General features: G+C 30.7%; 21 protein-coding genes and 1 riboswitch. Of the genes, 16 read left to right on the forward strand and 5 right to left on the reverse strand.

What is annotated here, in order from left to right; genetic code table 11:
• Window positions 1-48 precede the first annotated feature (48 nt).
• The 12 genes from metG (H9661_RS06065) (at window position 49) to H9661_RS06120 (ending at window position 12,194) form a co-directional block, all read left to right on the forward strand.
• On the forward strand, window positions 49-1,980 hold the full coding sequence (metG, locus tag H9661_RS06065; RefSeq protein WP_143317507.1) for a methionine--tRNA ligase: 1,932 nt from the start codon (window positions 49-51) through the stop codon (window positions 1,978-1,980).
• Between the two features lie 60 nt (window positions 1,981-2,040).
• Window positions 2,041-3,669 carry a methionine--tRNA ligase gene (gene metG / locus H9661_RS06070; RefSeq protein WP_143317508.1) on the forward strand — a complete coding sequence of 543 codons (1,629 nt, stop codon included), beginning with the start codon at window positions 2,041-2,043 and terminating at the stop codon, window positions 3,667-3,669.
• Window positions 3,670-3,959: 290 nt separating this feature from the next.
• Window positions 3,960-4,397 carry a DUF2383 domain-containing protein gene (locus tag H9661_RS06075; protein ID WP_191767942.1) on the forward strand — a complete coding sequence of 146 codons (438 nt, stop codon included), beginning with the start codon at window positions 3,960-3,962 and terminating at the stop codon, window positions 4,395-4,397.
• Between the two features lie 122 nt (window positions 4,398-4,519).
• Window positions 4,520-5,317, forward strand: a complete 798-nt coding sequence (locus H9661_RS06080; protein ID WP_191767943.1) for a TatD family hydrolase — start codon at window positions 4,520-4,522, stop codon at window positions 5,315-5,317.
• 248 nt (window positions 5,318-5,565) lie between these two features.
• Window positions 5,566-6,612 carry a G5 and 3D domain-containing protein gene (locus H9661_RS06085; RefSeq protein WP_143317511.1) on the forward strand — a complete coding sequence of 349 codons (1,047 nt, stop codon included), beginning with the start codon at window positions 5,566-5,568 and terminating at the stop codon, window positions 6,610-6,612.
• A gap of 109 nt (window positions 6,613-6,721) precedes the next feature.
• Window positions 6,722-7,273 carry a ribonuclease M5 gene (gene rnmV / locus H9661_RS06090; RefSeq protein WP_143317512.1) on the forward strand — a complete coding sequence of 184 codons (552 nt, stop codon included), beginning with the start codon at window positions 6,722-6,724 and terminating at the stop codon, window positions 7,271-7,273.
• Complete coding sequence (rsmA, locus tag H9661_RS06095; RefSeq protein ID WP_143317513.1) at window positions 7,273-8,115, forward strand: 16S rRNA (adenine(1518)-N(6)/adenine(1519)-N(6))-dimethyltransferase RsmA; 843 nt, start codon at window positions 7,273-7,275, stop codon at window positions 8,113-8,115. The genes rnmV and rsmA overlap by 1 nt, the downstream gene beginning before the upstream one ends.
• Before the next feature lie 65 nt (window positions 8,116-8,180).
• A complete protein-coding gene (locus tag H9661_RS06100; protein WP_191767944.1) occupies window positions 8,181-9,569 on the forward strand; it encodes a hypothetical protein in 1,389 nt (462 codons plus the stop codon).
• A gap of 10 nt (window positions 9,570-9,579) precedes the next feature.
• Window positions 9,580-10,137 carry a hypothetical protein gene (locus H9661_RS06105; protein ID WP_143317515.1) on the forward strand — a complete coding sequence of 186 codons (558 nt, stop codon included), beginning with the start codon at window positions 9,580-9,582 and terminating at the stop codon, window positions 10,135-10,137.
• A gap of 109 nt (window positions 10,138-10,246) precedes the next feature.
• The gene (locus H9661_RS06110; protein WP_143317516.1) at window positions 10,247-11,083 is read left to right on the forward strand and encodes a YhfM domain-containing protein; all 837 of its coding nucleotides are present in this window, start codon (window positions 10,247-10,249) and stop codon (window positions 11,081-11,083) included.
• Window positions 11,084-11,100: 17 nt separating this feature from the next.
• Complete coding sequence (locus H9661_RS06115) at window positions 11,101-11,943, forward strand: Mrp/NBP35 family ATP-binding protein (protein ID WP_143317517.1); 843 nt, start codon at window positions 11,101-11,103, stop codon at window positions 11,941-11,943.
• A gap of 62 nt (window positions 11,944-12,005) precedes the next feature.
• Window positions 12,006-12,194 carry a ferredoxin gene (locus H9661_RS06120; protein WP_143317518.1) on the forward strand — a complete coding sequence of 63 codons (189 nt, stop codon included), beginning with the start codon at window positions 12,006-12,008 and terminating at the stop codon, window positions 12,192-12,194.
• 42 nt (window positions 12,195-12,236) lie between these two features.
• On the opposite strand, the gene thiT is transcribed toward H9661_RS06120, so the two are convergent.
• From thiT to H9661_RS06145, 5 genes are all read right to left on the reverse strand, one after another.
• Window positions 12,237-12,902, reverse strand: coding sequence for an energy-coupled thiamine transporter ThiT (gene thiT / locus H9661_RS06125; RefSeq protein ID WP_143317519.1), 666 nt, complete (start codon window positions 12,900-12,902; stop codon window positions 12,237-12,239).
• Window positions 12,903-12,950: 48 nt separating this feature from the next.
• A riboswitch (TPP riboswitch) is annotated at window positions 12,951-13,049 on the reverse strand.
• 30 nt (window positions 13,050-13,079) lie between these two features.
• Entirely contained in the window at window positions 13,080-13,283 is a 204-nt protein-coding gene (locus H9661_RS06130) for a hypothetical protein (protein ID WP_143317520.1), read from the reverse strand.
• A 60-nt stretch (window positions 13,284-13,343) separates the two neighbouring features.
• Window positions 13,344-13,778 (reverse strand): PadR family transcriptional regulator, encoded by a 435-nt coding sequence (locus tag H9661_RS06135; protein ID WP_143317521.1) that lies wholly within the window; start codon window positions 13,776-13,778, stop codon window positions 13,344-13,346.
• 8 nt (window positions 13,779-13,786) lie between these two features.
• Window positions 13,787-14,629: a DegV family protein gene (locus tag H9661_RS06140; protein WP_191767945.1), complete on the reverse strand. Its 843-nt coding sequence runs from the start codon at window positions 14,627-14,629 to the stop codon at window positions 13,787-13,789.
• Between the two features lie 158 nt (window positions 14,630-14,787).
• Window positions 14,788-15,789: a DUF3048 domain-containing protein gene (locus H9661_RS06145; protein WP_191767946.1), complete on the reverse strand. Its 1,002-nt coding sequence runs from the start codon at window positions 15,787-15,789 to the stop codon at window positions 14,788-14,790.
• 266 nt (window positions 15,790-16,055) lie between these two features.
• Here H9661_RS06145 and H9661_RS06150 point away from each other — a divergent pair, with 266 nt between their 5' ends.
• From H9661_RS06150 to H9661_RS06165, 4 genes are all read left to right on the forward strand, one after another.
• The gene (locus tag H9661_RS06150) at window positions 16,056-18,170 is read left to right on the forward strand and encodes an anaerobic ribonucleoside triphosphate reductase (protein ID WP_143317524.1); all 2,115 of its coding nucleotides are present in this window, start codon (window positions 16,056-16,058) and stop codon (window positions 18,168-18,170) included.
• 384 nt (window positions 18,171-18,554) lie between these two features.
• Entirely contained in the window at window positions 18,555-19,712 is a 1,158-nt protein-coding gene (gene nifV, locus H9661_RS06155) for a homocitrate synthase (RefSeq protein WP_143317525.1), read from the forward strand.
• Window positions 19,713-19,749: 37 nt separating this feature from the next.
• Window positions 19,750-21,669, forward strand: coding sequence for an aconitate hydratase (locus H9661_RS06160; RefSeq protein ID WP_143317526.1), 1,920 nt, complete (start codon window positions 19,750-19,752; stop codon window positions 21,667-21,669).
• Window positions 21,670-21,735: 66 nt separating this feature from the next.
• Entirely contained in the window at window positions 21,736-23,067 is a 1,332-nt protein-coding gene (locus H9661_RS06165; protein ID WP_143317527.1) for an ATP-binding protein, read from the forward strand.
• Window positions 23,068-23,098: the final 31 nt, after the last annotated feature.

The raw sequence follows: 23,098 nt of genomic DNA on the forward strand, positions 1-23,098 counted from the left end.
ATATAGAGACTTTTTTTATAAAGATATTTTAATAGAGGAGGAAAAGATATGAGTAAGAAACCATATTATATAACTACGCCAATTTATTATCCATCAACTAAATTACATATAGGGAATACCTATACAACAGTTGCAGCTGATGCAATTTCAAGATTCAAGAGATTAACAGGTTACGATGTAATGTTTTTAACAGGAACAGATGAACATGGTCAAAAGATCCAAAGGGTAGCAGAAGAAAAGGGCATAACTCCAAAGGAACATGTAGATGAAATAGTAGCTGGGATTAAAGATTTATGGAGCATGATGAATATAAGCTATGATAAATTCATAAGAACTACTGATGATTATCATATGAAAGCTGTTCAAGATATATTTAAGAAACTTTATGATCAAGGAGATATATATAAGAGTTCATATGAAGGATGGTATTGTACACCTTGTGAATCATTTTGGACAGAAACTCAACTAGTAAATAGTAATTGCCCAGATTGTGGTAGGCCTGTTGAGAGATCAAAAGAAGAAGCTTATTTCTTTAAAATGAGTAAGTATGCTGATAAATTAATTCAATATATAGAAGAACATCCTGATTTTATCCAGCCAGAATCAAGAAAAAATGAAATGTTAAATAACTTCTTAAGACCAGGATTACAAGATCTTTGTGTTTCAAGAACAAGTTTTAATTGGGGAATTCCAGTAACATTTGATGAAAGTCATGTAATTTATGTTTGGATAGATGCATTATCAAACTACATAACTGCTTTAGGTTATGGAAATGATGATACAGAATTATATAAAAAGTTCTGGCCAGCGGATGTTCATTTAATTGGAAAAGATATTTTAAGATTCCACACAATATATTGGCCAATTATGTTGATGGCTTTAGGATTACCTTTACCAAAGCAAGTATTTGGGCATGGATGGTTACTTGTTGATGGAGGCAAAATGTCAAAGTCAAAGGGAAATGTAGTAGATCCAGTGACTCTTGTAAATAGCTTTGGAGTAGATCCTGTTAGGTATTATTTATTAAGAGAAATTCCTTTTGGATCAGATGGATTGTTTAACAACGAAATATTTATAAAGAAGATTAATTCAGATTTGTGTAATGATCTTGGTAATCTTTTATCAAGAACTGTAGCTATGGTTGAAAAGTATTTTGGAGGAGTAATTCCTGCTCAGTCAGTGAAGGAAGGCATAGATGATGAATTAATAAATCTTGCTTTAGAAACACCAAAAAAGGTTGAAGAAAGCATAAATGAACTAAAGATTCCAGAAGCTTTAGAAGCTATATTTGACTTAATTGGAAGAGCAAATAAATATATAGATGAAACAACTCCTTGGATATTGGCTAAAGATGAAGCTAAAAAGGATAGGCTTGGAACTGTTTTGTATAATTTGTCAGAAGCCCTAAGATTTGTTTCAATACTAATATCTTCATTTTTACCAGATACAGCGAAGAAGATAAATGAACAAATAGCTACAACTAATGTTGAGTGGGATTCTTTAAAAGAATTTAACGGAACAGTTGTAGGAACTAAGGTGGTTAAGGGTGATAACTTATTCCCAAGAATAGATGTAGATGCAAAATTAGCTGAATTAGAAGCATTAAAAGAAGCTGAATCGAAATCAAGTAAAAGAGAAATAATACCTATAAAAGAGGAAATAACTATAGATGATTTCTCGAAAATAGATCTTAGGGTAGTTAAGGTTATAGCTTGTGAACCTGTAAAAGGTGCTAAAAAATTACTTAAATTAAAGGTTGATTTAGGCAACGAAGAAAGACAGGTTGTATCAGGTATAGCAAAGGATTATAAACCGGAAGAATTGGTAGGGAAAAATGTCGTTTTAGTAGCTAACTTAAAGCCAGTAAAATTAAGAGGTGAATTATCACAAGGAATGATACTAGCTGCATCAACAGATGATGATAGTATATTAAAGGTAGTTGATCCAGGTGAATTACCAACAGGTAGTGTTGTAAGATAATTTAAATATTATTAAGAGTTCAGGAAACTGGACTCTTAATCTTAATATAAGAGGTAGAGTATGAATGTAATTATAGGTAATGCATGGCCATATGCTAATGGGCCACTTCATTTAGGAAGAATAGCAGTATTAATGCCGGGGGATGTTTTAGCGAGATACCATAGATTAATGGGTGATGATGTGGTATTTATTTCAGGAAGTGATTCCCATGGAACACCTGTAGATATGAAGGCCAAGGAAGAAGGAATATCACCTCTAGAGGTAGCAGAAAAGTATCATGAGGAGTTTTGCAGGTGTTTTAACAAGTTAGGTTTTTCTTTTGATTTATTTACTAAAACTCATACCGAATATCATAGTAGAAAAGTACAAGAATTTATATTGGATTTATATGAAAAAGGTTATATTTACGAAAAAGAGGTAGAACAAACTTTTTGTGAAAAATGTAATGAGTATTTACTAGATAAATATATAGAAGGGAAATGTCCACATTGTGGAGAAATTGCTTCAGGAGATCAATGTACTGAATGTTCAGAGATATTTGAAACGGAAGATTTAAAAGATAAAAGATGCAAGATTTGTGGATCTGAGCCAGTGGTTAAAAAAACTAAACATCTATTTTTTGCCTTATCAAAGTTTGAAAATGATGTTAGAAGGATATACATAAAGCAAAAAGGTTGGAGGGAAAATGCGGAGGTTATAACTAAAAGGTATTTAGACGAAGGCTTGAGAGATAGAGCTGTAACTAGAGATTTTAATTGGGGGATTGATGTTCCACTAGTTGGGTATGAAGATAAAAAGATATATGTGTGGATTGAAGCTGTAATGGGGTATTTAACAGCTAGCATGATGTGCATAGAGAAAAGAAATGAAAATTATATGGATTATTGGAATGGAGAGGATAGTAGAATATACTTTGTCCATGGTAAAGATAACATACCATTTCATACAATAATTTTTCCTAGTTTGTTAGCTGGATTGGGAATAAAAAATCCATGTATAAGAGAAATATCTAGCGAGTATTTGAAGTTAGAAGGTAAAAAGTTTTCTACCACTAAGAACTGGGCCATATGGATAGATTATTTAACTGATAATTATAATACAGATTTAATAAGATACTATTTAATTCTAAATGGACCTGAAAAACGAGATTCAGACTTTGTTTGGAAAGATTTTATTAGTACTAATAATAACGACTTAGTAGGTTTGTATGGGAATTTTGTTAATAGAACATTAACTTTTTTACAGAACAATTTTAACGGGAAAGTCCCAGAGGGAAAAATGCCGCAAAAATTAAAAGATGAATTGTTTAATGTTTATTTTGATGTTGGAGATAGAATTGAAGAAGGCAGATTTAAAGATGGACTTCAGCAAATTATAAATGTAGTAAAAAAGGCTAATAAGTTTTTTGATGAAGAAAAGCCTTGGGAAAGGTTGGCCGATGATAAAAAGAAGTGTGCTGAAACAATTTATATTTGTATTCAAATTATTGCAAACTTATCAAATTTGTTTGAACCATTTATGCCTTATTCATCTAAGAAAATAAGAGAATACTTAAATATAGATGAGGCCGCATGGAGTTATGTGGAAAAGAAGACTGGCAATATAAATAAAGTTGATGTCCTGTTTGAAAAAATAGATAAAAAGAATATTACGAAAGAAGTATTAAGATTAAAAAATAAGGTTATATAAAAGTTTTAGATTATTTATGAAAATATAATGTGATAATCTTATTAAGTTCGGAAACTTGTGTTTTTAATAATAATACTATAATGGAAAAAACCAGAGTATCTGCAATAGGGGATGAGATACTCTGGCCAACCATTCACACGAGAATGGTTTAGGGGTAAATAATAATGCTTTAACTACTTTACATGTATTACTATAATATACGTATATGACAATTCTGTGTCAAAAAAATTAAAAAAGAGTGTATAACAAATTTACTTATGTAAGAGAATACCTATTAAGAGGTGAAAAAAATGAGTAACAATGAGAATGTTATACATGAAATGAATAAGTTTTTAAAGGGAATTCATATGGGTGGAACCACATTTAAAGATTATTTGGAAAAAGCTAAAACACTCAAGTTAAAGCAAGAATTAGTTGAAATAATAGAGTCATTTAAACGTCATGAAGAAGCTATAACAAAGAGAGTAAATCAGTTAGGTGGTAATGCTTCTGATAGTGTTGGATTGATGGGAATGATGGGTGAGTTTTTTGAAAAAGTTAAACTAATGCCAGTAGAAACTGATGAGGAAGTTGTAGAACATGCTATTAATGCAATGAATATGGGAATTAAAAATGGAAATAAATTCATAGATGAACATAAAGATTTAGAAGAAAGTTTGTTAAAAGAAGTTAAGGCAGTTGTTGATGATTATGATGGGCATTTAATAAAATTAAAAAAACTTCTTTGATTTATTAGAAAGCTCCAATGGAGTTTTCTTTTTTATATTGAAAAACAAAAAAATAAGTTTGTTCCTTATTAATATAAAGAAGTATAATAATTATGTAAAAAGTTGAGAAATGGAGTGATTTTATGGCAAATAAGTATAAGATATTTGATAGTCATGCTCATTATGATGATGGAGCATTTGACATAGATAGAGATGAGCTGATTGAAAATCTAAATGAAGCTGGAGTAATAGGTATATTAAATTGTTCTTCAAGCTACGAAAGTATAAGAAAAACTTGTGAAATTATTAACAAGTGGAGTTTTATTTATGGAGCTGTAGGTATACATCCAGAAAATGCAAATGAATTAACGGGAAATAGATTAGAAGAAATTAAGGATATAATAAAAAGTAATCCTAAAGTTATAGCAGTAGGAGAGATAGGATTAGATTACTACTGGGAGGAAAATCCACCAAGGGATGTACAGAAAGAAGTGTTTAGGAAACACATGATTATAGCTAAGGAATTAAATTTACCTGTTATTATTCATGATAGAGATGCACATAAAGATACTTTAAGCATAATGAAGGAGTTCCCAGAAGTGAAAGGCATAGTTCATTGCTTTTCAGGGAGTGTAGAATTTGCTAGAGAATGTTTAAAATTAGGCTATTATATTGGAGTTACTGGAGTTGTAACTTTTAAGAATGCTAAGAAGTTAGTTGAAGTAATTAAAGAAGTGCCGGTTGATCGATTATTAGTAGAAACAGATTGTCCATATATGGCTCCAGAGCCTAATAGAGGTAAAAGGAACAAATCAGATTATATTGAGTATATAATAGAACGAATTGCCTTAATCAAGGAAATTGATCCTAAACAATTAAATTTGAGAGTTAACGAAAACTTTTATAGGTTGATGAAATTGGAAAAATATAGTAAAATGTAGTTTGTACAGCGAATAAAAATTTAATATGTGGGAATAATAGGAATGTGGGACTTATTATATTTTTAGAGATCTTCACCAATTAGTACCTAGATGAATTGAGAATATTAGCTATTATAAATATTATTTATTTTTTTATGCATAATGTGCATTTTATTACAATTCATCATATGCAAGAGTATAGAAATTTGACAAATTAGTAATTTCTAATATATAATGCAAAAGACGCTCTTGCCAAAGGAGGGGAATAAATGGTAGAAAAATTCAGGGAATACTTGAAGAGAAGTTTTTCTAACGGTCCGAAGGCAAAGATAATGTTGGGACTAATAATTTGTATAGCGTGTATAGTCACGATTTTAGTCTCTATGAGGAAGACAGTTAATATAAGTATAGACGGAAAAGACGAAACAATTATCACATATAAAGGGACTGTTAAAGATGTGTTGCAAGAAAGAGGCTACGAAATAGTAGAAAAAGATAAAGTGCAACCATCCTTAGAATCCAATATTACGAATGATGAAACAATATCGATTAAGAAAGCTGTACCAGTTAAGGTTGTTATAGCAGGTGAAGAGCGAAATATATTAACAGCCGAAAACACAATAGAGGACATGCTACTTGCAGAAGCAGATAATCTTGCAGAAGATGGGATATACTATAAAGATACAGATATAGTTAGTCCAAGCAAAGATACTGAAATTGCACCAGATATGGACATTCAAGTAGTTAATGTTAAAGAAGAAGAAGTACAGGATATGGAGGATATACCATTCGATACGGAACAAACTATTGATTATAATAAAATTAATACCTATAGAGAGGTAACTAAAGCTGGAGAAACTGGTAAGAAAGCAGTTACTTATAAAGTTGTTAAACATAATGATGAAGTTATTGCTAAATTAAGAGTTAGTGAAACTCCAGTAAAAGACCCACAAACAGAGCATGTTACAGTTGGTGGTGCAATTCAAAAAACAAGTAGAAGTGGAGAAACTTATCTATCGAAAAAAACTTTGTATATGGAAGCTACAGCTTATTCTGGTGGTGGAAGAACTGCTACAGGAAGAACGGTAACTTATAATCCTGATGGTATAAGTACAATTGCTGTAGATCCAAGAGTAATACCTCTTGGAAGTTTAGTAGAAGTAAGTGGATATGGGCTAGCGATTGCATCGGATACAGGTGGTGTAATTAAAGGGGACATTATTGATGTTTACTTTGATTCAAACGGTGAATGTACAAGCTGGGGAAGAAAGTATAATGTTGAAGTTAACATAAAAGCATACCCAGGCGAATGGTAGAAAATGATTAAGAACTGTCTCGAAATATGAGACAGTTCTTTTATTTATTTGACATTATACAGTTATATAGGTAAATTAAGAATATATTAAAATGGAAGGAAGAATTATTTTGATTAAAGAAGTGATAGTAGTAGAAGGTAGGGATGACATAACAGCTGTAAAAAAAGCAGTTGATGCAGAAATTATAGCTACTAGTGGATTTGGTATAAATGCTAAGATTATAGATAGAATAAAAGAAGCACAAAAAAGGAAAGGTGTTATAGTCTTAACGGATCCTGATTTTGCTGGAGAGAAAATAAGAAGCATAATAGCAAAAAGAGTAAAGGGTGTAAAGCATGCATATATAGCGCAAGAAGATGGGCTAAAAGATGGAGATATAGGAGTTGAAAATGCAACACCTGAGGTTATACTAAAGGCTTTGGAAGGAGCAAAAGTAACTTTAGAAGAGAAAAGTGAAAATTTTACTATGGACGATATGTTTTATTGTAAACTAACAGGGCAAGCAGATTCGAAAAAAAGACGAATAATACTAGGCAAGGAACTAGGGATTGGATACGGAAATGCTAATCAGATGTTATCAAGATTAAATAACTATGGTATTACAGAAGAGGAATTTGTAAAGGCTATAAATAAAATAAAAGAGGAATTAGGAGATAGCTAATGGATATAAAAGATTATAAGACACAAGAGCTAGTAAAGAAATATAATTTTAAATTTTCAAAGAGTTTAGGACAAAATTTTTTAATAGATGATTCAGTGCTAAATGATATTGTAGATGGTGCAGATGTTCAGGAAGATGATTTAGTAATAGAAATAGGACCGGGAGTAGGATCTTTGACAGCTCAGCTTATAGATAAAGCTAAGAAGGTGGTATCTATAGAACTAGATAATGATCTTATTCCTATATTAGAAACAGAACTTGGTCAGTATGAGAATTTCTCATTAATACATAATGACGCGTTAAAGGTGGATTTTAATGAAATTATTGGAGAAGAAAATAGTGTTAAGTTAGTAGCAAATCTTCCTTATTACGTTACAACTCCTATTATTGTAAGACTACTTAAAGAGGGATATAAATTTAAATCTCTTACTATAATGATACAAAAGGAAGTTGCAGAGAGAATAGATGCTGAGCCAAATTGTAAGGAATATGGCTCTTTATCACTATTGGTTCAATATTATTGTAATACTAGAATAATAAGAACTGTAACACCTAGTTGTTTTATTCCTAGGCCTAAGGTTGATTCTATAGTAATTAGATTAGATAGATTAGATGAGCCGAAGGTGAAAGTTAAAGATGAAAATTTGATGTTTGAAATAATAAGAAATGCTTTTAATATGAGAAGAAAAACTCTTTGGAATGGAACAAAGTTTATAGGTATGCCAAAAGAGAAGCTTTTAGAAGCTTATGAGAAAGCAGGAATTGACCCAAAAAGAAGAGGAGAAACATTAAGTTTACAAGAGTTTGCAACGTTATCAGATTGTGTTAGTGAATTAAGATAGAAAATAGCATAATTATTAGTACTTCGCATATAATGTATTGAAATAATTTATGTGGAGGAATAGGCTTGGCACATAATAAATTGTATAGAAATTTTATAATTTTACAGGAGGATGAAAAAAGCCATGGTATTTCAGGGGAAAAGCCTCTATCGGGATATGCAAAAATAGAAGCAAAGAGCGACAAGTGCAAAATATCATTTTATGCTCAAAATTTAAATAAAGATGATAAATACACCATAGTACTTATTTGCTACAAGAAAGATATGAAACAGATAGTAGACTTAGGCTCCTTGGAAGTAACAGACGTAGGTAAAGGAGAGGCTTGTAAGGAATACTATATAAATAACATAGCAGGCTTGGATTTTTCTTATGAAAAGATATCAGGAGCTGCAATATGTAAATACAAAGATGGTGAATTATCATTTTTAATGTATGGCTTTATGAATGGAGAAAACATAAAGGATGGCTGGAAAAAGTGTAAAGTGATAAAATACGCAGATAAAGAAGATAAAACCTTTAAGAAAGATTTCAAGAAGATAGAGAAGAACTTTGATGATAAGGGTTTGAATAAAGTAGAAGATCATCATGTTGAATACCATAAGGCTGAATATGATGATAAACATGGAAAAGATTTAGAAAAACATCATAAAGAAAATAATGATGCTTACAAAGAAGATAAATGTGAGGATGAACATAAGGACTATCATAAAGAGAAACATGAAGATTATCATGATAAAAAAGAAGAATATGAAGGTGGTAAAGAAGAGCATCATAGTGAAAAATATAAAGATTTAAATATAGATGAAGATAAAGATTATCATGAAGAAGAGCATCATGAACATCACCATGAGGAACATCATGATGAAGAAAATAAGTATAAACATAGTTGCAAAGAAGAAAATGATTATTATGATGATGAAGGTTATGGGGCTGTCGGAGAAAAATGTAGTAACATAATGGAAAAAGAATCAAAGTTTGATCAGTATGAGAAAAGTATTGAAAAGACTAAGAATAGAGAAACTATTTCAGATAAATTTGAGTTAAGTGGAGACATGGGAAAATTCTTCAATGAAATTGTTAATGGATTTGAAGAATATAGAAGTAAAGCTAATGATATAAAATATTGTAAGTGGTACAAGGTTAATGTAAATAGTTTAGATGATATGTGCAATATAAATAATTATAATAAGTATACAGTAGCTTATTATCCTATGTTGAATTATTACCCTTATATAAAGAAATATGGTTATTTTATGCTTGGGTATAAATGTGATTCTAAAGGTAATTTAAAGTATATAGTTTATGGCGTTCCAGGAAAGAAAGATGAGGATGAACAACCTTATGCAGGAAAGACAGGTTTTGTTACTTGGATGGAACTGGATAGTGGAAACGAAGGTTGTTGGTTAATGTTTTATGATTTTAGAAACTCAACAATAGTAGTGCCAATGAAGTAAGGTAAGGTTTATGAATAAAAAACAATTAACTATGACTTTAATATTAGGAGCGCTTATGCTTCTTTTAATATTTACCCAGAGATTTTTTGATAATAACTTTAAGAAAGTAGCATTAACGAATAGCAATATGGGGGAATTAAAGGAATATTCAATGGTTAATGGGCAATTTGCTTATTCTATACCCAGCAAGTGGAGTTTAAAAGATATAAATTCAGATGACTATGATGTCTTTAAGGCAGAATTTAAAGGTAATGATATAATGGGATATATCGAATTAATTAACAATAATGATGATGTAGTTTCAGTGGCACAAAAAGATTTAGATAACTTGATACTTTCTCATGATAAGGAGAAAATAGATAGATATAAGTCAGGCAAAAGAAATTGCATAAAAGTTATTTATAAGACTAAGATAAAAAATGGATATACATTTGTTAATATAAATTATTATATTCCTTTAAATGAAGGCAAGATAGGTAAAGTTACTTTTATTGTTAAAGAAGATTCTTATAAGGATGATATGTCTGTGGTTTTCAATTCTATTGTAGATAATTATATATGCAAATAAGAGTTTGCCATTAGTTCATTAAAGTATTATAATTTATATGTATATTAGGGGAAGCTAATAAGCTTCTCCTAATTAATTATATAAGTTATTATGAAGGAGAGTATTACAATTGAAGAAAAATAAATTCTTAATTATAGGATTAATAATTATTATTATAACAACTTCTCTTTCGGGATGTAGTTTAATAGACAAAGGTTTGGAAAAATTAAATTTTAAAAATAGTGACTTTGAATATATACATCAAAGTAAGGTAGATAAAATAGTTATTCAGAGTGCGCGAGATTCAGGATTTAAATTTGTTATAACTGATAATAATGCTATTAATGATATATACAATATATTAAGTAAAGGTAAAGTAAAAAGTGAGAAGACTTCTTTAGATCCAGATTATAATTTTGAAGTCTACATGGGAGACGAAGTAAAATCATATAAATATGCTGTAAGTGTTGATGAAAGAGGCGTAGGAAATTTTTATGATGATAATACTGCATATTTAATTTCGAAAGATTTAGATGATACTATCATGCAGAATTTATCTACAACAAGAAAACCTAGAGATTTTGAGGATATATATTATAATAGTATATTACAAGTAATTAACAAGAAAAAAGATGAGTTGACATCATCGGATAATAAAGTTGGAGTTAATATAAGTGGAGATGTAGATTGTTTAAAATATATGTTTTCCGTAGATCTTAAGAATTTTGAGAAAAATTTAAATAAAGCAGTACCAGGAATTAAACTTATTAATAATGATATATCTGATTTTGATACTGTTATTACAGTAAAAAATAGAGGATATAGTAGTAAAGTATTTAAAACAAGTATAGTTGTAGATAATAAGAAAGCTAAGAGTTATGAAACTTATTATGTTCAAGGAGCTTATGAATATAAGAATTGGAAAATAACTGTGAGTGAACCAAATGAAAAGCCAAAGAGTTGGTAGAGATTAAGGAGGACAAAATGGGAAGTTGTGATAATTGTGCTAGCAAGGAGCAATGTGCTTCAAAGGGAATTACATCATGTGAAACTTCAATTAAGGTATTACCTAAGTATGGGAATATAAAAAATGTAATTGGAGTGATTAGTGGTAAAGGTGGAGTGGGAAAATCTACAATAACAGGGATAATGGCTACGATGTTAAGAAAAAGAGGTTACACTGTTGGGGTTTTGGATGCAGATATTACAGGTCCTTCTATGCCTAGATTTTTTGGAATTAACAATCAAAGAGCACAGATAACACCTATAAATGAAAATGCTGTGAAGTTTTCACCGGTAGAGACTAAAAGTGGAATAAAAGTTATGTCTATGAATTTAATTACACAGGTAGAGGATCAACCAGTTATATGGAGAGGGCCGGTAATCACTGGAGTACTAAATCAAATGTATATAGATACTGAATGGGGAGAATTAGACTACTTATTAATAGATATGCCACCAGGGACAGGAGATATTGCTTTAACTGTTATGCAAGATTTCCCTATAAAAGAATTGGTGATAGTATCTACGCCTCAAAGTATGGTATCTATGATAGTTAAAAAAGTTGTTATAATGGCAGAAAAAGTTGGAATAAAAATAAGAGGGGTAGTAGAAAATATGTCTTACATAGTGTGTACTGGCTGCGAGAAGAAGGTGCATGTATTTAGTAAGAAATCAGCAGAAGAACATGCTGATTATCTAGGAATTCCTTTAATAGGGGAATTACCTATTGATTTAGAATTTACAGAAGCTTTAGAAGAAGGCAAAGCTGAAGAGTATGTATTAAGTAATTCTTTATATTCATTAATCTTTGAAGGGCTATATTAATAATTTTCATTTCTTTGGAGATAATACTTTATGAAAGTATTCTAAAGGAAGGGGAATTAAATATGAAAGCAAAAGTAGATCAAGAAGCTTGCGTTGGATGTGGATTATGTCCATCAATATGTGAAGAGGTATTTCAATTGGGGGATGATGGAAAAGCACACGCAATTGTTGATACAGTTCCAGCAAATGTTGAAGATGCAGCTAAAGATGCAGAATCTAGTTGCCCTGTTGATGCTATAGAATGTGAATAATGATATTAAAAAAGAACCTTTAATAAAGGTTCTTTTTTAATATCAAGCTTTTGCTTCTTTTAAAAATATATTTAATGGAAGTAAAGCGATTACTATAACACAGATTATTGCATCAGCAGCTACCATTGGACCATTTACAACTGCAGAGTATATCCATGGGTGCATTCCGGCAGATAGAGCATCTGATGAGAAGAATACTACTCCTGATATAAAGTGACAAACAAATTTTACGACAAACGCCATTATTGTGGCTGGAATAGGTTTATCTCTTAAATATCCTGCTAATCCTATTGCTAAAGATGGTAATGGATAATCAAATAAAATTTGAACTGGATGAACAAAATATGGATCAAGGAATAAATTTAAAAGACCATATAAAAATCCAGTTAGCATCCCTATTTCAGGACCGTAAATAAAGGCAATTAATAAAATAGGAACCATTCCTCCAAGGGTGACGCTTCCACCCATAGGAAAGTGATATATTCTAAATACTTGTAGCACGCAAGCTAAAGCTAAAGCTATTCCTATACGGCTAATCATTTTAGCATCAAGTTTTACTTTTTTAAATCTAATTAAGGCAACAATAATTATTGCTAATCCGATTAATCCAATAAATAAACTTGGATTATTAATAAGTGTTTGTGATTTATCAGAAAAACCAGTAAAATAGTTTCTTAGTCTATCCGACCAATCGCTTAAAAAATTCATAAAAAAACCTCCTAGTAATTCTGCTAGAAGGCCTAAAGCTTAATAATATAATAATTATAATTGCTTTCCTACGCTGGTATTAACCAGATCAGGTACAAGGGTTAACGATATACATTTCTCAGCCTTTAGGCACCCCTAGCAGATATTTTCATTTCTGCTTTTATTTTATGTCTTGCATTAGAAAAAGTCAATTAATTTATTGACAACCATGCTAGACGAATTTGGGGCAGTTGGACTACATACTATATTTTCATTAGGGATATTGATGGTATCTCCTATATTGAAGTTAGATATTTGATTTAAAGGAATTGATGTTATTCTTCCATCTTCAAGGGAAACATATGCATCAATACTGTTTTTATCAATAATTATTGCTTTCATTTATATGTACCTCCTATATAATAGGATGGCTATAAAAGAAAAAGATATACCTAAGTATATCTAATAAAGATCATTATAAATAATTTTGAAAACCTCTAAGGATTCTTCAATTTTAGATTTTAATAATTTTTTTTTGCTTTCAAAATTGATTCTTCCTTCTTTAGTTAATGTATATATTTTTTGAAACTTTTTCTTTGGATCGTTCCACTCGCCTATAATATCTCCTTGTTTCTCTAGTTTCTTTAAAATAGGGTATATTCCACCAGTACTAGGCACCCATAGTCCATTAGTTTTTTCACCTATTTTATGAGATATATCATTTCCATTTGACGGATTTAAACTTAAGATATAAAGAATATAAATTGGAAGCAATCCTTTTGTAAAAACCTGCCCTACGGCTTCATTTTCTTTTTTTATTTTTTTTAAATCAGCAAGTTTTTGTTTATATTCTTCATATAATCGTTTCTCCTCGGCTTTAAGATCCTTTTCATTCATGATTAGATTTAGAGTTCTTCTATAATGAAGCCTAATAATCCAGGACCAGTGTGGACTCCTAATGCAGGGCCTACAGTGGCAGTGGAAATTTCATTTATATTTTCATTTGTTTTTAAAGCATTAAGAATGGCATTACTTTCCTCGATAGCATTTCCTTCGATAATCCAAATGTTGCATTTGTTTTTGCTTAAATAGCCTTCTACAATTTCCTTTAATTTATTTATAGATTGTTTACGGCCTCTAGCTTTAGCATATGTTTGATAAATACCGTCATCTCCAACAAAAACTATTGGTTTTAAATTTAGAAGTTCTCCAATTGTTCCAGCAACTCTTCCTATTCTTCCGCCTTTTTTTAGATATTCAAGTGTATTCAATGTGAAATAGGTATGTACACTTTTTCGGTAAGTTGGAAGCAGTGATATAATTTCTTCAAAGGTTTTTCCTTCTTTAACAAGCTTTGAAGCTGATAATACAATAGAGCCTTGTGCCATGCTTAATGTTTTAGAGTCATAAACATAACTTGTTAGGTTAGGGTGGTCTTCTAAAGCCAATCTAACAGAATTACTTGTACCAGAAAGAGCACTTGATATATGTATAGCAATAACATGTGTATAGCCTTCTTCTTCAAGGTTAGTTAATATACTCTCTATTTTCTTCATACAAGGCAAAGAAGTAGTAGGTATTTCTTTTTCTAATGAGTCATATAGTTCATATGGTGTTATACTTACTCCATCTTCATATTCATTATCAGAATATATAATTCTAAAAGGAAGGGAAAATATATTATGTTCTTTTAGTAAATCTGATGATAAATCAGATCCGCTATCGGTTATTATTGCGATCTTCTGCATAGTAATACCTCCAATATATGTAACAAAATTATTATCAATAGTGATAATGTTAACTATATCAGAAGTGATAATGTTAGGCAATAAAAATATTGGACTACCTGACTTCCATAATGGAAAGTATAGTTAGCCCAACATTTAGCTAGTTTTCTGCAATATTATCATTTAGAAGGAGTTCCTATGGATATATCATTTTTTTTATCAACTATATGCCAAATTGTTTTTCCAGGAGAAAGGGGAACCTTGTTTCCTGATTTGTCATATAATATAGTTCTTGAGCCTTTGGCTGACTTTTCCCAAGTTACATCTATAACCTTACCTCCAGATAAAACATATCCCTCTCCTTTGCCTAAGAGGTCTATATTTAAATGTAAGTTATCACTGCTTAGATTTATATTTGTTTTTTGTATTACTATATTTGAAAAATTTAATTGATTATTATTTAATGCATCAATAGAAATTTTGCCATCCATAGACTTTGTATACAGACCATCCTTATAGTTATATGATGTGTTGTATCCTTTATTAATAGTGATACTTAAATTGTTTGCTTCAGTAAATTCTGAATTAGAATAATATTCACTATTAAAACTTAAAAAGGGTTTGTTTTTAATTTCTAAATTCTTACTAATAATATATTTAGTTATGTTTTCCGAGGAAGTATATAAATTGTGAGGAGCTTTTCTTTTATTATCTCTCCAGAAATAGGAGCCTTCAGAAATTTCATTTATGCTCATTAAATTTTTATCATTTGAAATTCTATTTAATGCATCTTCTGAGCCGCCGCAATGAGCAAAGGGGAGTTCAAGTTCCTCGGCAATATCTATGAAGTATGGGCGAACACTCCTTATAGGACCGATTACTTCTGGCAAATTATCATGGAATAAAGCTATAAATCTAGGAATTCCACCTTCAGCAGAAGTTTCATAGATAATATCTGCATATGAAATTCCGCTTTGTGGACGAGCTTGTGAAGAATTTCCAATCATTCCCATGAAAGAAGGTTTGTTGTTATCGTCAGCGGTACATTCCTTACCGGTATAGTAACTGTAATATTTTTCTTCTGGTTTTTCTTTAATATTATCTGTAGAAGATATGGTTTTATTTTGACAACCTATAAGTAAAACTGATAATGAAAAAATAATTAAAAAAATTTTTTTCATATTTAGCCTCCTAAAGTATTTTTGAAGTGGCGGTATAGTTTAATTCTAATGCAAACAGGAAATAAATTCCATAGAATCTAATTAAAATATTGGTCATAAAAGTAGAATACTCTAAAAAAGTGAGAAAAGAAGAACAATATAGTAATAAATAATGATATAGATGATTAATTGATTTTTTCAGTAATTTGATATATGTAATTTTATGAAGTATAATAACATTTGTGGTTTAAACCACTACTATATATTGTGTAGCGGGGGTGTAGCTGTTGCTATATGTTGTGAAGAGAGACGGAAGAGAAGTTGAGTTTAATGCTGACAAAATAACTCATGCTATAAAAGGTGCTTCCGGAGAAGAAGGTCTTAACTTAAAAACAAGTGAAATTTATGAAGCTGTACAGAAGGTCGTTATGTATATAGAGATGACTGAAAAAAATAAAATTACAGTGGAAGAAATTCAAAATTATGTTGAGAAAGCATTAGAGGATACTAATCATAAGGAAATTGCTTTAGCATATTCCAATTATAGAAAAGAAAGAACAAAGATTAGAGATATTAAGTCAGATTTAATGAAAGCAATACAAAAAATTGGTGTTGAAACAGATAGGGATAATGCTAATGTAGGAAATAATTTCAGTTCAAAACTTTTGAGAATAGCATCAGAGTCAAATAAGTGGCATAATCTTTCAGCTATGCCAAAGTATTTAGCGAAAGCTCATGAAACTGGAGATTTATATTATCATGATTTAGATAGTTACAATTTAACAACAAACTGTCTACATATACCTACTAGAGAATTATTGGAACATGGATTTAATACAGGATATGGGACTATAAATGTACCAAAAAGAATTGAGAGTGCTGCTGAGCTCTCATGTATACTTTTACAATCAACTCAAAACGATATGTTTGGAGGTCAATCACATCCGGATTTTGATAATGATATGGCTGTTTTTGTAGAACCTACAAGACAAGAAATCATAAATGAATTAAAAAGCCTAGGAGTTCAGGAAGAAAAAATAAATGAAGTGGTTGAAACAAAATTAAAGGAAAGAGTTCATCAGGCTATGCAAGGGGTTGTTTACAACCTAAATACAATGCATTCAAGAGCAGGTTCTCAAGTTCCATTTAGTTCAGTAAACTTGGGTATTCCAACTTCAAAGGATGCAGCTTTAGTATGTGAAGCTTTTTTAGAAGAATACGATAAAGGATTAGGTAAAGGGGAGCAACCAATATTCCCAAACATAATTTTTAGAGTAAAAGAAGGCGTTAATAGAGAAGAGAATGATCCATATCATTATTTATATAAGTTAGCTTGCAAGGTTGCAGCAAAGAGGATGAATCCAACATTTATGAATATAGATTCTGATTTTAATAAAGAATATTATGAAAAAGGATATATGCCTGCAACAATGGGATGCAGAACTTATCTTATGAAAAATGTTAATGGAGAGCCAGGTTGTAAGGGAAGAGGAAATATTGCTCCTACAACAATAAATTTGCCAAGAATAGGTATATTAGCTAAGAAAGATATTGATGTATTTTTTAAGTTATTTCAAGAGAAAATTGATTTGGCTAAAGAATCATTATTGCATAGATATAATGTTTTAAAGAATTTGAGGGTTAAAGATTTACCATTCGTAGCAGGACAATACTTAATGAAAGGTTCTGAAAATTTAGATCAAAATGATTCGATAGAACCAATTTTAAAACAAGGAACATGGGGAATTGGATTTATAGGCCTTGCAGAAACACTTGTTGCTTTAACAGGAAAGCATCATGGAGAAAGCGATGAAGCAAGAGAATTAGGGTATAAAATTATTTCTTACTTAAGGGAACAAGTAGATAAAATGACAGAGGAAACTCAGTTGAATTGGAGTACATATGCAACTCCAGCAGAAGGGTTATCTGGAAAGTTTATAAAGCAAGATCAAAAGCTATTTGGAATAATACCAGGAGTAACCGATAAAGAATATTATACAAATAGTTATCATGTACCAGTAGGATATGCAATATCAATTAAGAGAAAAATTGATATTGAAGCACCATATCATAAGCTATGTAATGGAGGACATATTAGTTATATAGAAGTTGATGACAATCCTACAGGCGAAGGTATAATGGATATAATTAATTATGCATACAAAAATACAAATATAAGCTATATGGGAGTGAATTTTCATATAAGATATTGTAAGGAATGTGGAGAATCGCTTCATAGTCATGAAGCAAAATGTCCTAAATGTAGTAGTACTAATATTCAAGGAATTTCAAGGGTAACTGGATATTTAAGTCTTGATGAAAGATTCGGAGCAGGAAAATCTCATGAAAGAGAAGATAGAGTTACACATACAGACAATCATGTAAATACTTACAAGGTATAAATCAATAAAAAATGTATTTAAGCTAAGTTGGGTAAAACTAACTTAGCTTTTTTAATTTTTATGAAAAAAAGATACGACATTATATTTGATTTAAGGTGACGCTTAAAGGACAAGGATGCAATTTTTTTTAAAAAACTTGCAACAATTAATATGTTAATGCAGAAAAATTAAAAAAAACACAACGATATTGAATGGAGTGTAACGATATCTTGCAAAAAAATAAATATTTCCTATCTTTTGATATTGTTATTTAATGCACTATATGATAAAATTAGTGCATAAAAATAAATTTAATATATGGAATCTTTTTTGATGTGATTGGGGAATTTATCTTAAAAGAAAAAATATATTTATAAGCAATAATTAAAAACGGGGGGATTATATATGACTGTAAAAAGGTCTAGTGATGGAAAAAGAATATATATTGTAGACACAACCCTTAGAGATGGAGAACAGACAGCGGGGGTTGTTTTTGCTAATGAAGAAAAAATTGCAATTGCTACCATGTTAAGTGATTTAGGTGTAGATCAACTTGAGGTTGGAATTCCAACAATGGGTGGAGATGAAAAGCAGGCTATTAAAGATATAGTTAAGAGAAATCTTAAGAGCAGTATCATGGCTTGGAATAGACCTGTAATATCTGATATTAACGAATCTATTGATTGTGGTGTAGATGCCGTGGCAATCTCGATATCAGTATCAGATATACACATAAAAAACAAATTAAAAAAGTCTAGAGAATGGGTACTAGAAAAGATGGTAGAAGGTGTTGAACACGCTAAGAAAAATGGATTATATGTATCTGTAAATGGAGAAGATGCTTCAAGAGCTGATAAAGATTTTTTGATTCAATTTATGAATACAGCTAAACAAGCAGGAGCAGATAGATTTAGATATTGTGATACAGTAGGGGTTATGGGGCCATTTCAAATTGAAGAGCAAATTAAATACCTTTATGAAAAAACAGGCTTTGATATAGAAATGCATACCCATAATGATTTTGGTATGGCAACAGCAAATGCTATTGCAGGCATTAGAGCTGGAGCTAACTATGTAGGGTTAACAGTAAATGGATTAGGAGAAAGAGCAGGAAATGCAGCTTTAGAAGAAGTTCTAATGGCATTGAAATATGTTTATGGAATGGAAATAGATATTGATACTACAATGTTTAGGGAAATATCTCAATATGTATCTAGAGCAGCAGGAAGAGAACTCCCAATATGGAAAGCTATTGTTGGAACAAATATGTTTGCTCATGAGTCAGGAATTCATGCAGATGGAGCTATAAAAAATCCTAAGAATTATGAAGCTTTTGATCCAAGAGTTGTAGGACTTGAAAGGCAGATAGTAATAGGTAAACACTCAGGTAAGGCTGCTATAGTGAATAAGTTTAAAGAATATAATATAGATTTAACAGATGAAGAAGCTACAGGAATTTTAGAGATGGTAAGAGCCACATCAGTAAGGCTTAAGAGAAGTCTCTTTGATAAGGAAATTGTGCAAATGTACAAAGAGTACAAAAGATTAGCTAATTCAAAATAATATTAATTATAAAAAAGCAATAAGTAGGGGGAAAAAGATGGGCGATAATTTAGTATATAAAATTCTAAAAAGTCATATTGTTGAAGGAGAATTAAAGGCATTAGAACCTATTGCTATTAAAATAGATCAGACCTTAACACAAGATTCAACTGGAACAATGGCATATTTACAACTTGAGGCAATGGGAATAGATAGAGTTAAGACTAAGAGATCTGTAGCATTTATAGATCATAATATGTTACAACAAGGATTTGAGAATGCAGATGACCATAAGTTTATACAAACAGTTGCTTCAAAATATGGAGTGCATTTTTCAAAACCAGGTAATGGAATCTGTCATCAAGTATTTTTAGAAAGATTTGCAAGGCCAACAGAAACATTAATTGGATCTGATAGTCATACACCAACAGCTGGTGGAGTGGGAATGCTTGCAATGGGTGCTGGTGGATTAGATGTTGCTCTTGCAATGGGTGGAGGAGCTTATAACATAAATACACCTAAAGTAGTTAAGATTAATCTTGTTGGAAAATTAAAAAGAATGGTAGCATCTAAAGACATTATCCTTGAAGTTTTAAGAAGATTATCTGTAAAAGGTGGAGTTAATAGAGTATTTGAATATGCAGGAGAAGGTGTTAAGACACTTTCAGTTCCAGAAAGAGCTACCATAACTAATATGGGAGCAGAACTTGGAGCTACAACTTCTATTTTTCCAAGTGATGAAAGAACTTTAGAATTCTTCAAAGCTCAAGGAAGAGAAGAAGATTGGGTAGAATTTAAACCAGATGCGGATGCGGTATATGATGAAGAAATTGAAATTAATTTAAGCGAATTAAAACCTCTTACAGCTAAACCACATAGCCCAGACAATGTTGTTCAAGTTAAAGAAGCTGGTAAGATAAAGGTTGATCAAGTATTTATAGGAAGCTGTACAAATTCTTCATATGAAGACTTAATGAAGGTTGCAAAAATACTTAAAGGAAATAAGGTTAATCCTAATGTAAGTTTAGTAATTGGACCAGGGTCAAGACAAGTTATGGAGATGATAGCTAGAAATGGAGCTTTAGCAGATATTATAAGCTCTGGAGCTAGAATACTTGAAAATTCTTGTGGACCATGTATTGGTATGGGGCAAGCACCTGGAACAAATGGAATTTCGCTTAGAACAGTAAATAGAAACTTCTATGGAAGAAGTGGAACATTAACAGGGCAAATCTATATAGTTAGTCCAGAGACAGCAGCAGTATCTGCTATTAATGGAGTTTTAACTGATCCAACAGAAAAGGATATAGATTTAACTATAGAAATGCCAGAGAAGTTTATTATAGATGACTCCATGATTTTAGCACCAGCTGAGACAAATGCTGAGGTTGAAGTTGTTAGAGGACCAAATATTAAGCCATTCCCAATAGGAAAAGAATTAGGCAATGAAGTGGATGGAAAAGTAATAATAAAGGTTGAAGATAACATTACTACTGATCACATTATGCCTTCAAATTCAAAATTACTTCCATTTAGATCTAATATTCCTTATCTTTCAGAATTCTGTTTTAATACAGTAGATACAGAATTCCCTAAGAGAGCTAAAGAGAATAATGGTGGATTTATTATTGCAGGAAGTAACTATGGGCAAGGGTCTTCAAGAGAGCATGCAGCTTTAGCACCTCTTTATTTAGGGGTTAAAGCAGTTGTTGCAAAATCTTTTGCTAGAATTCATAAGGCTAACTTAATCAACAATGGAATAATTCCTATTGATTTCAAAGATGAAGGGGATTATGACAATATTGATTTACTTGATGAATTAGTTATAGAAGGAATTCAAGATGCTTTAAGCACAGGAATAGTTAAAATAAAGAATTTAACTAAGAATGTAGAATTTGAAGCGGTTGTTGATTTAACAGAGAAAGAGATTGAAGTAATTAAAGCTGGCGGAAGACTTAATTATGTAAAGAATATGTAATATTATAAAGGCACCAAAGTCTCTTTGACGTTGGTGTCTTTAAATTTATAATCAGGGGGCAAAAAAATGAAGAGAGAAGAAAGAATAAAGTTAAATTTGGATTCGTTATGTGTGTATAAGGGGATATTTTCAGAAAAAGTTGGGGATAAATTTAAAACCCTTGTGGATAAGTTAGTTAATAGTAACACTTTGGGAGAATGCATTGTAGCCTATAATGAATTTACATATGAATTATTTAAGGAAAATAAGGACCTATCATTTAAAGAAGTTATAGTTGAAAACATGTTACTTGAAAACAACCCATTTAATATTTTTTTAGAGGAAAAAGAACAAGTTCCTGATTTTATTGTTAATGGAATTAGAGGAGAACTTGAAGTTTTATCTCAAATAGCATCAGTTAATAGTAAGGATATAAAGGACTGTCTTTTAGATAAATATGATGAGCAAGAATCGATTAAAAAAAGAATAGATTCATTGCTAGATTGGGGAGTAGGAGAAAAAAGTTATATACCAAAGAAGTGTATTGACTTTGAGGCTTTAAAAACATTATTAATTAATGGTATAGATTGGAGAGAATATACGGAAAATTTAATTGGTTTTCATAAGAAAAATGGGACAGGTAGAGCTACTGCATATGGAGCTTTTGTGTGGGAACGATTTGACAATGAGGAAGAAGGGCATTTAAGAGAAATAATCGATCCAGATCCTATTAGATTATCTAATTTAATAGGTTACGAAAGTCAAAAGAAAGAAATTGTAAGTAATACAGTTCATTTTTTAAAGGGAGTTCCAGCAAATAATCTTTTACTTTATGGATCAAGGGGGACAGGAAAGTCATCAACAGTAAAGGCGATATTAAATGAATATTACGAAGAGGGATTAAGATTAATAGAAGTAGATAAAAAACAACTTAGCGATTTTACTAGAATAATAAGGCTTCTTAAGAATAAGAAGCAGAGGTTTATTATATTTGTTGATGATTTAGTTTTTGATGAAAATGAAGATAGTTATTCTGCTTTAAAGACTATATTAGAGGGTAGAATTGAAAATAGGCCAAGTAATATATTGATTTATGCAACTACTAATAGAAGACATTTGGTTCAAGAAAAATTTTCCGATAGAGACGAAGTTAATTCTAAGGATACTATGGAAGAAAAGTTATCTCTGGCAGATAGATTTGGAATTACCATAAGCTTTTTTGCTCCAAATCAGAAAGAATTTTTAACTATAGTAGATGGAATAGTTAAAGATAGAGGATTATACATTAAGGAAGAGGAACTTCATAGAGAAGCTTTGAAATGGGAAAAGTGGCATAATGGAAGATCACCTAGATCAGCTACTCAATTTGTTGATTGGTTAGAAGGAGAATTATCTATTCTTAATAATACGGTGTTATAATATTAATATAAACTATAGATTAGGAAGTGGA

The organism is Clostridium cibarium (genome assembly GCF_014836335.1).
GTDB lineage: Bacteria > Bacillota > Clostridia > Clostridiales > Clostridiaceae > Clostridium > Clostridium cibarium.

Excerpts from the sequence above, each read along its gene's own strand:
- metG (WP_143317507.1), top strand. The coding sequence starts at position 49 with ATGAGTAAGAAACCATATTATATAACTACGCCAATTTATTATCCATCA.
- metG (WP_143317508.1), top strand. The coding sequence starts at position 2,041 with ATGAATGTAATTATAGGTAATGCATGGCCATATGCTAATGGGCCACTT.
- H9661_RS06075 (WP_191767942.1), top strand. The coding sequence starts at position 3,960 with ATGAGTAACAATGAGAATGTTATACATGAAATGAATAAGTTTTTAAAG.
- H9661_RS06080 (WP_191767943.1), top strand. The coding sequence starts at position 4,520 with ATGGCAAATAAGTATAAGATATTTGATAGTCATGCTCATTATGATGAT.
- H9661_RS06085 (WP_143317511.1), top strand. The coding sequence starts at position 5,566 with ATGGTAGAAAAATTCAGGGAATACTTGAAGAGAAGTTTTTCTAACGGT.
- rsmA (WP_143317513.1), top strand. The coding sequence starts at position 7,273 with ATGGATATAAAAGATTATAAGACACAAGAGCTAGTAAAGAAATATAAT.
- H9661_RS06105 (WP_143317515.1), top strand. The coding sequence starts at position 9,580 with ATGAATAAAAAACAATTAACTATGACTTTAATATTAGGAGCGCTTATG.
- H9661_RS06115 (WP_143317517.1), top strand. The coding sequence starts at position 11,101 with ATGGGAAGTTGTGATAATTGTGCTAGCAAGGAGCAATGTGCTTCAAAG.
- H9661_RS06120 (WP_143317518.1), top strand. The coding sequence starts at position 12,006 with ATGAAAGCAAAAGTAGATCAAGAAGCTTGCGTTGGATGTGGATTATGT.
- thiT (WP_143317519.1), bottom strand. The coding sequence starts at position 12,902 with ATGAATTTTTTAAGCGATTGGTCGGATAGACTAAGAAACTATTTTACT.
- H9661_RS06130 (WP_143317520.1), bottom strand. The coding sequence starts at position 13,283 with ATGAAAGCAATAATTATTGATAAAAACAGTATTGATGCATATGTTTCC.
- H9661_RS06135 (WP_143317521.1), bottom strand. The coding sequence starts at position 13,778 with ATGAATGAAAAGGATCTTAAAGCCGAGGAGAAACGATTATATGAAGAA.
- H9661_RS06140 (WP_191767945.1), bottom strand. The coding sequence starts at position 14,629 with ATGCAGAAGATCGCAATAATAACCGATAGCGGATCTGATTTATCATCA.
- H9661_RS06145 (WP_191767946.1), bottom strand. The coding sequence starts at position 15,789 with ATGAAAAAAATTTTTTTAATTATTTTTTCATTATCAGTTTTACTTATA.
- nifV (WP_143317525.1), top strand. The coding sequence starts at position 18,555 with ATGACTGTAAAAAGGTCTAGTGATGGAAAAAGAATATATATTGTAGAC.
- H9661_RS06160 (WP_143317526.1), top strand. The coding sequence starts at position 19,750 with ATGGGCGATAATTTAGTATATAAAATTCTAAAAAGTCATATTGTTGAA.
- H9661_RS06165 (WP_143317527.1), top strand. The coding sequence starts at position 21,736 with ATGAAGAGAGAAGAAAGAATAAAGTTAAATTTGGATTCGTTATGTGTG.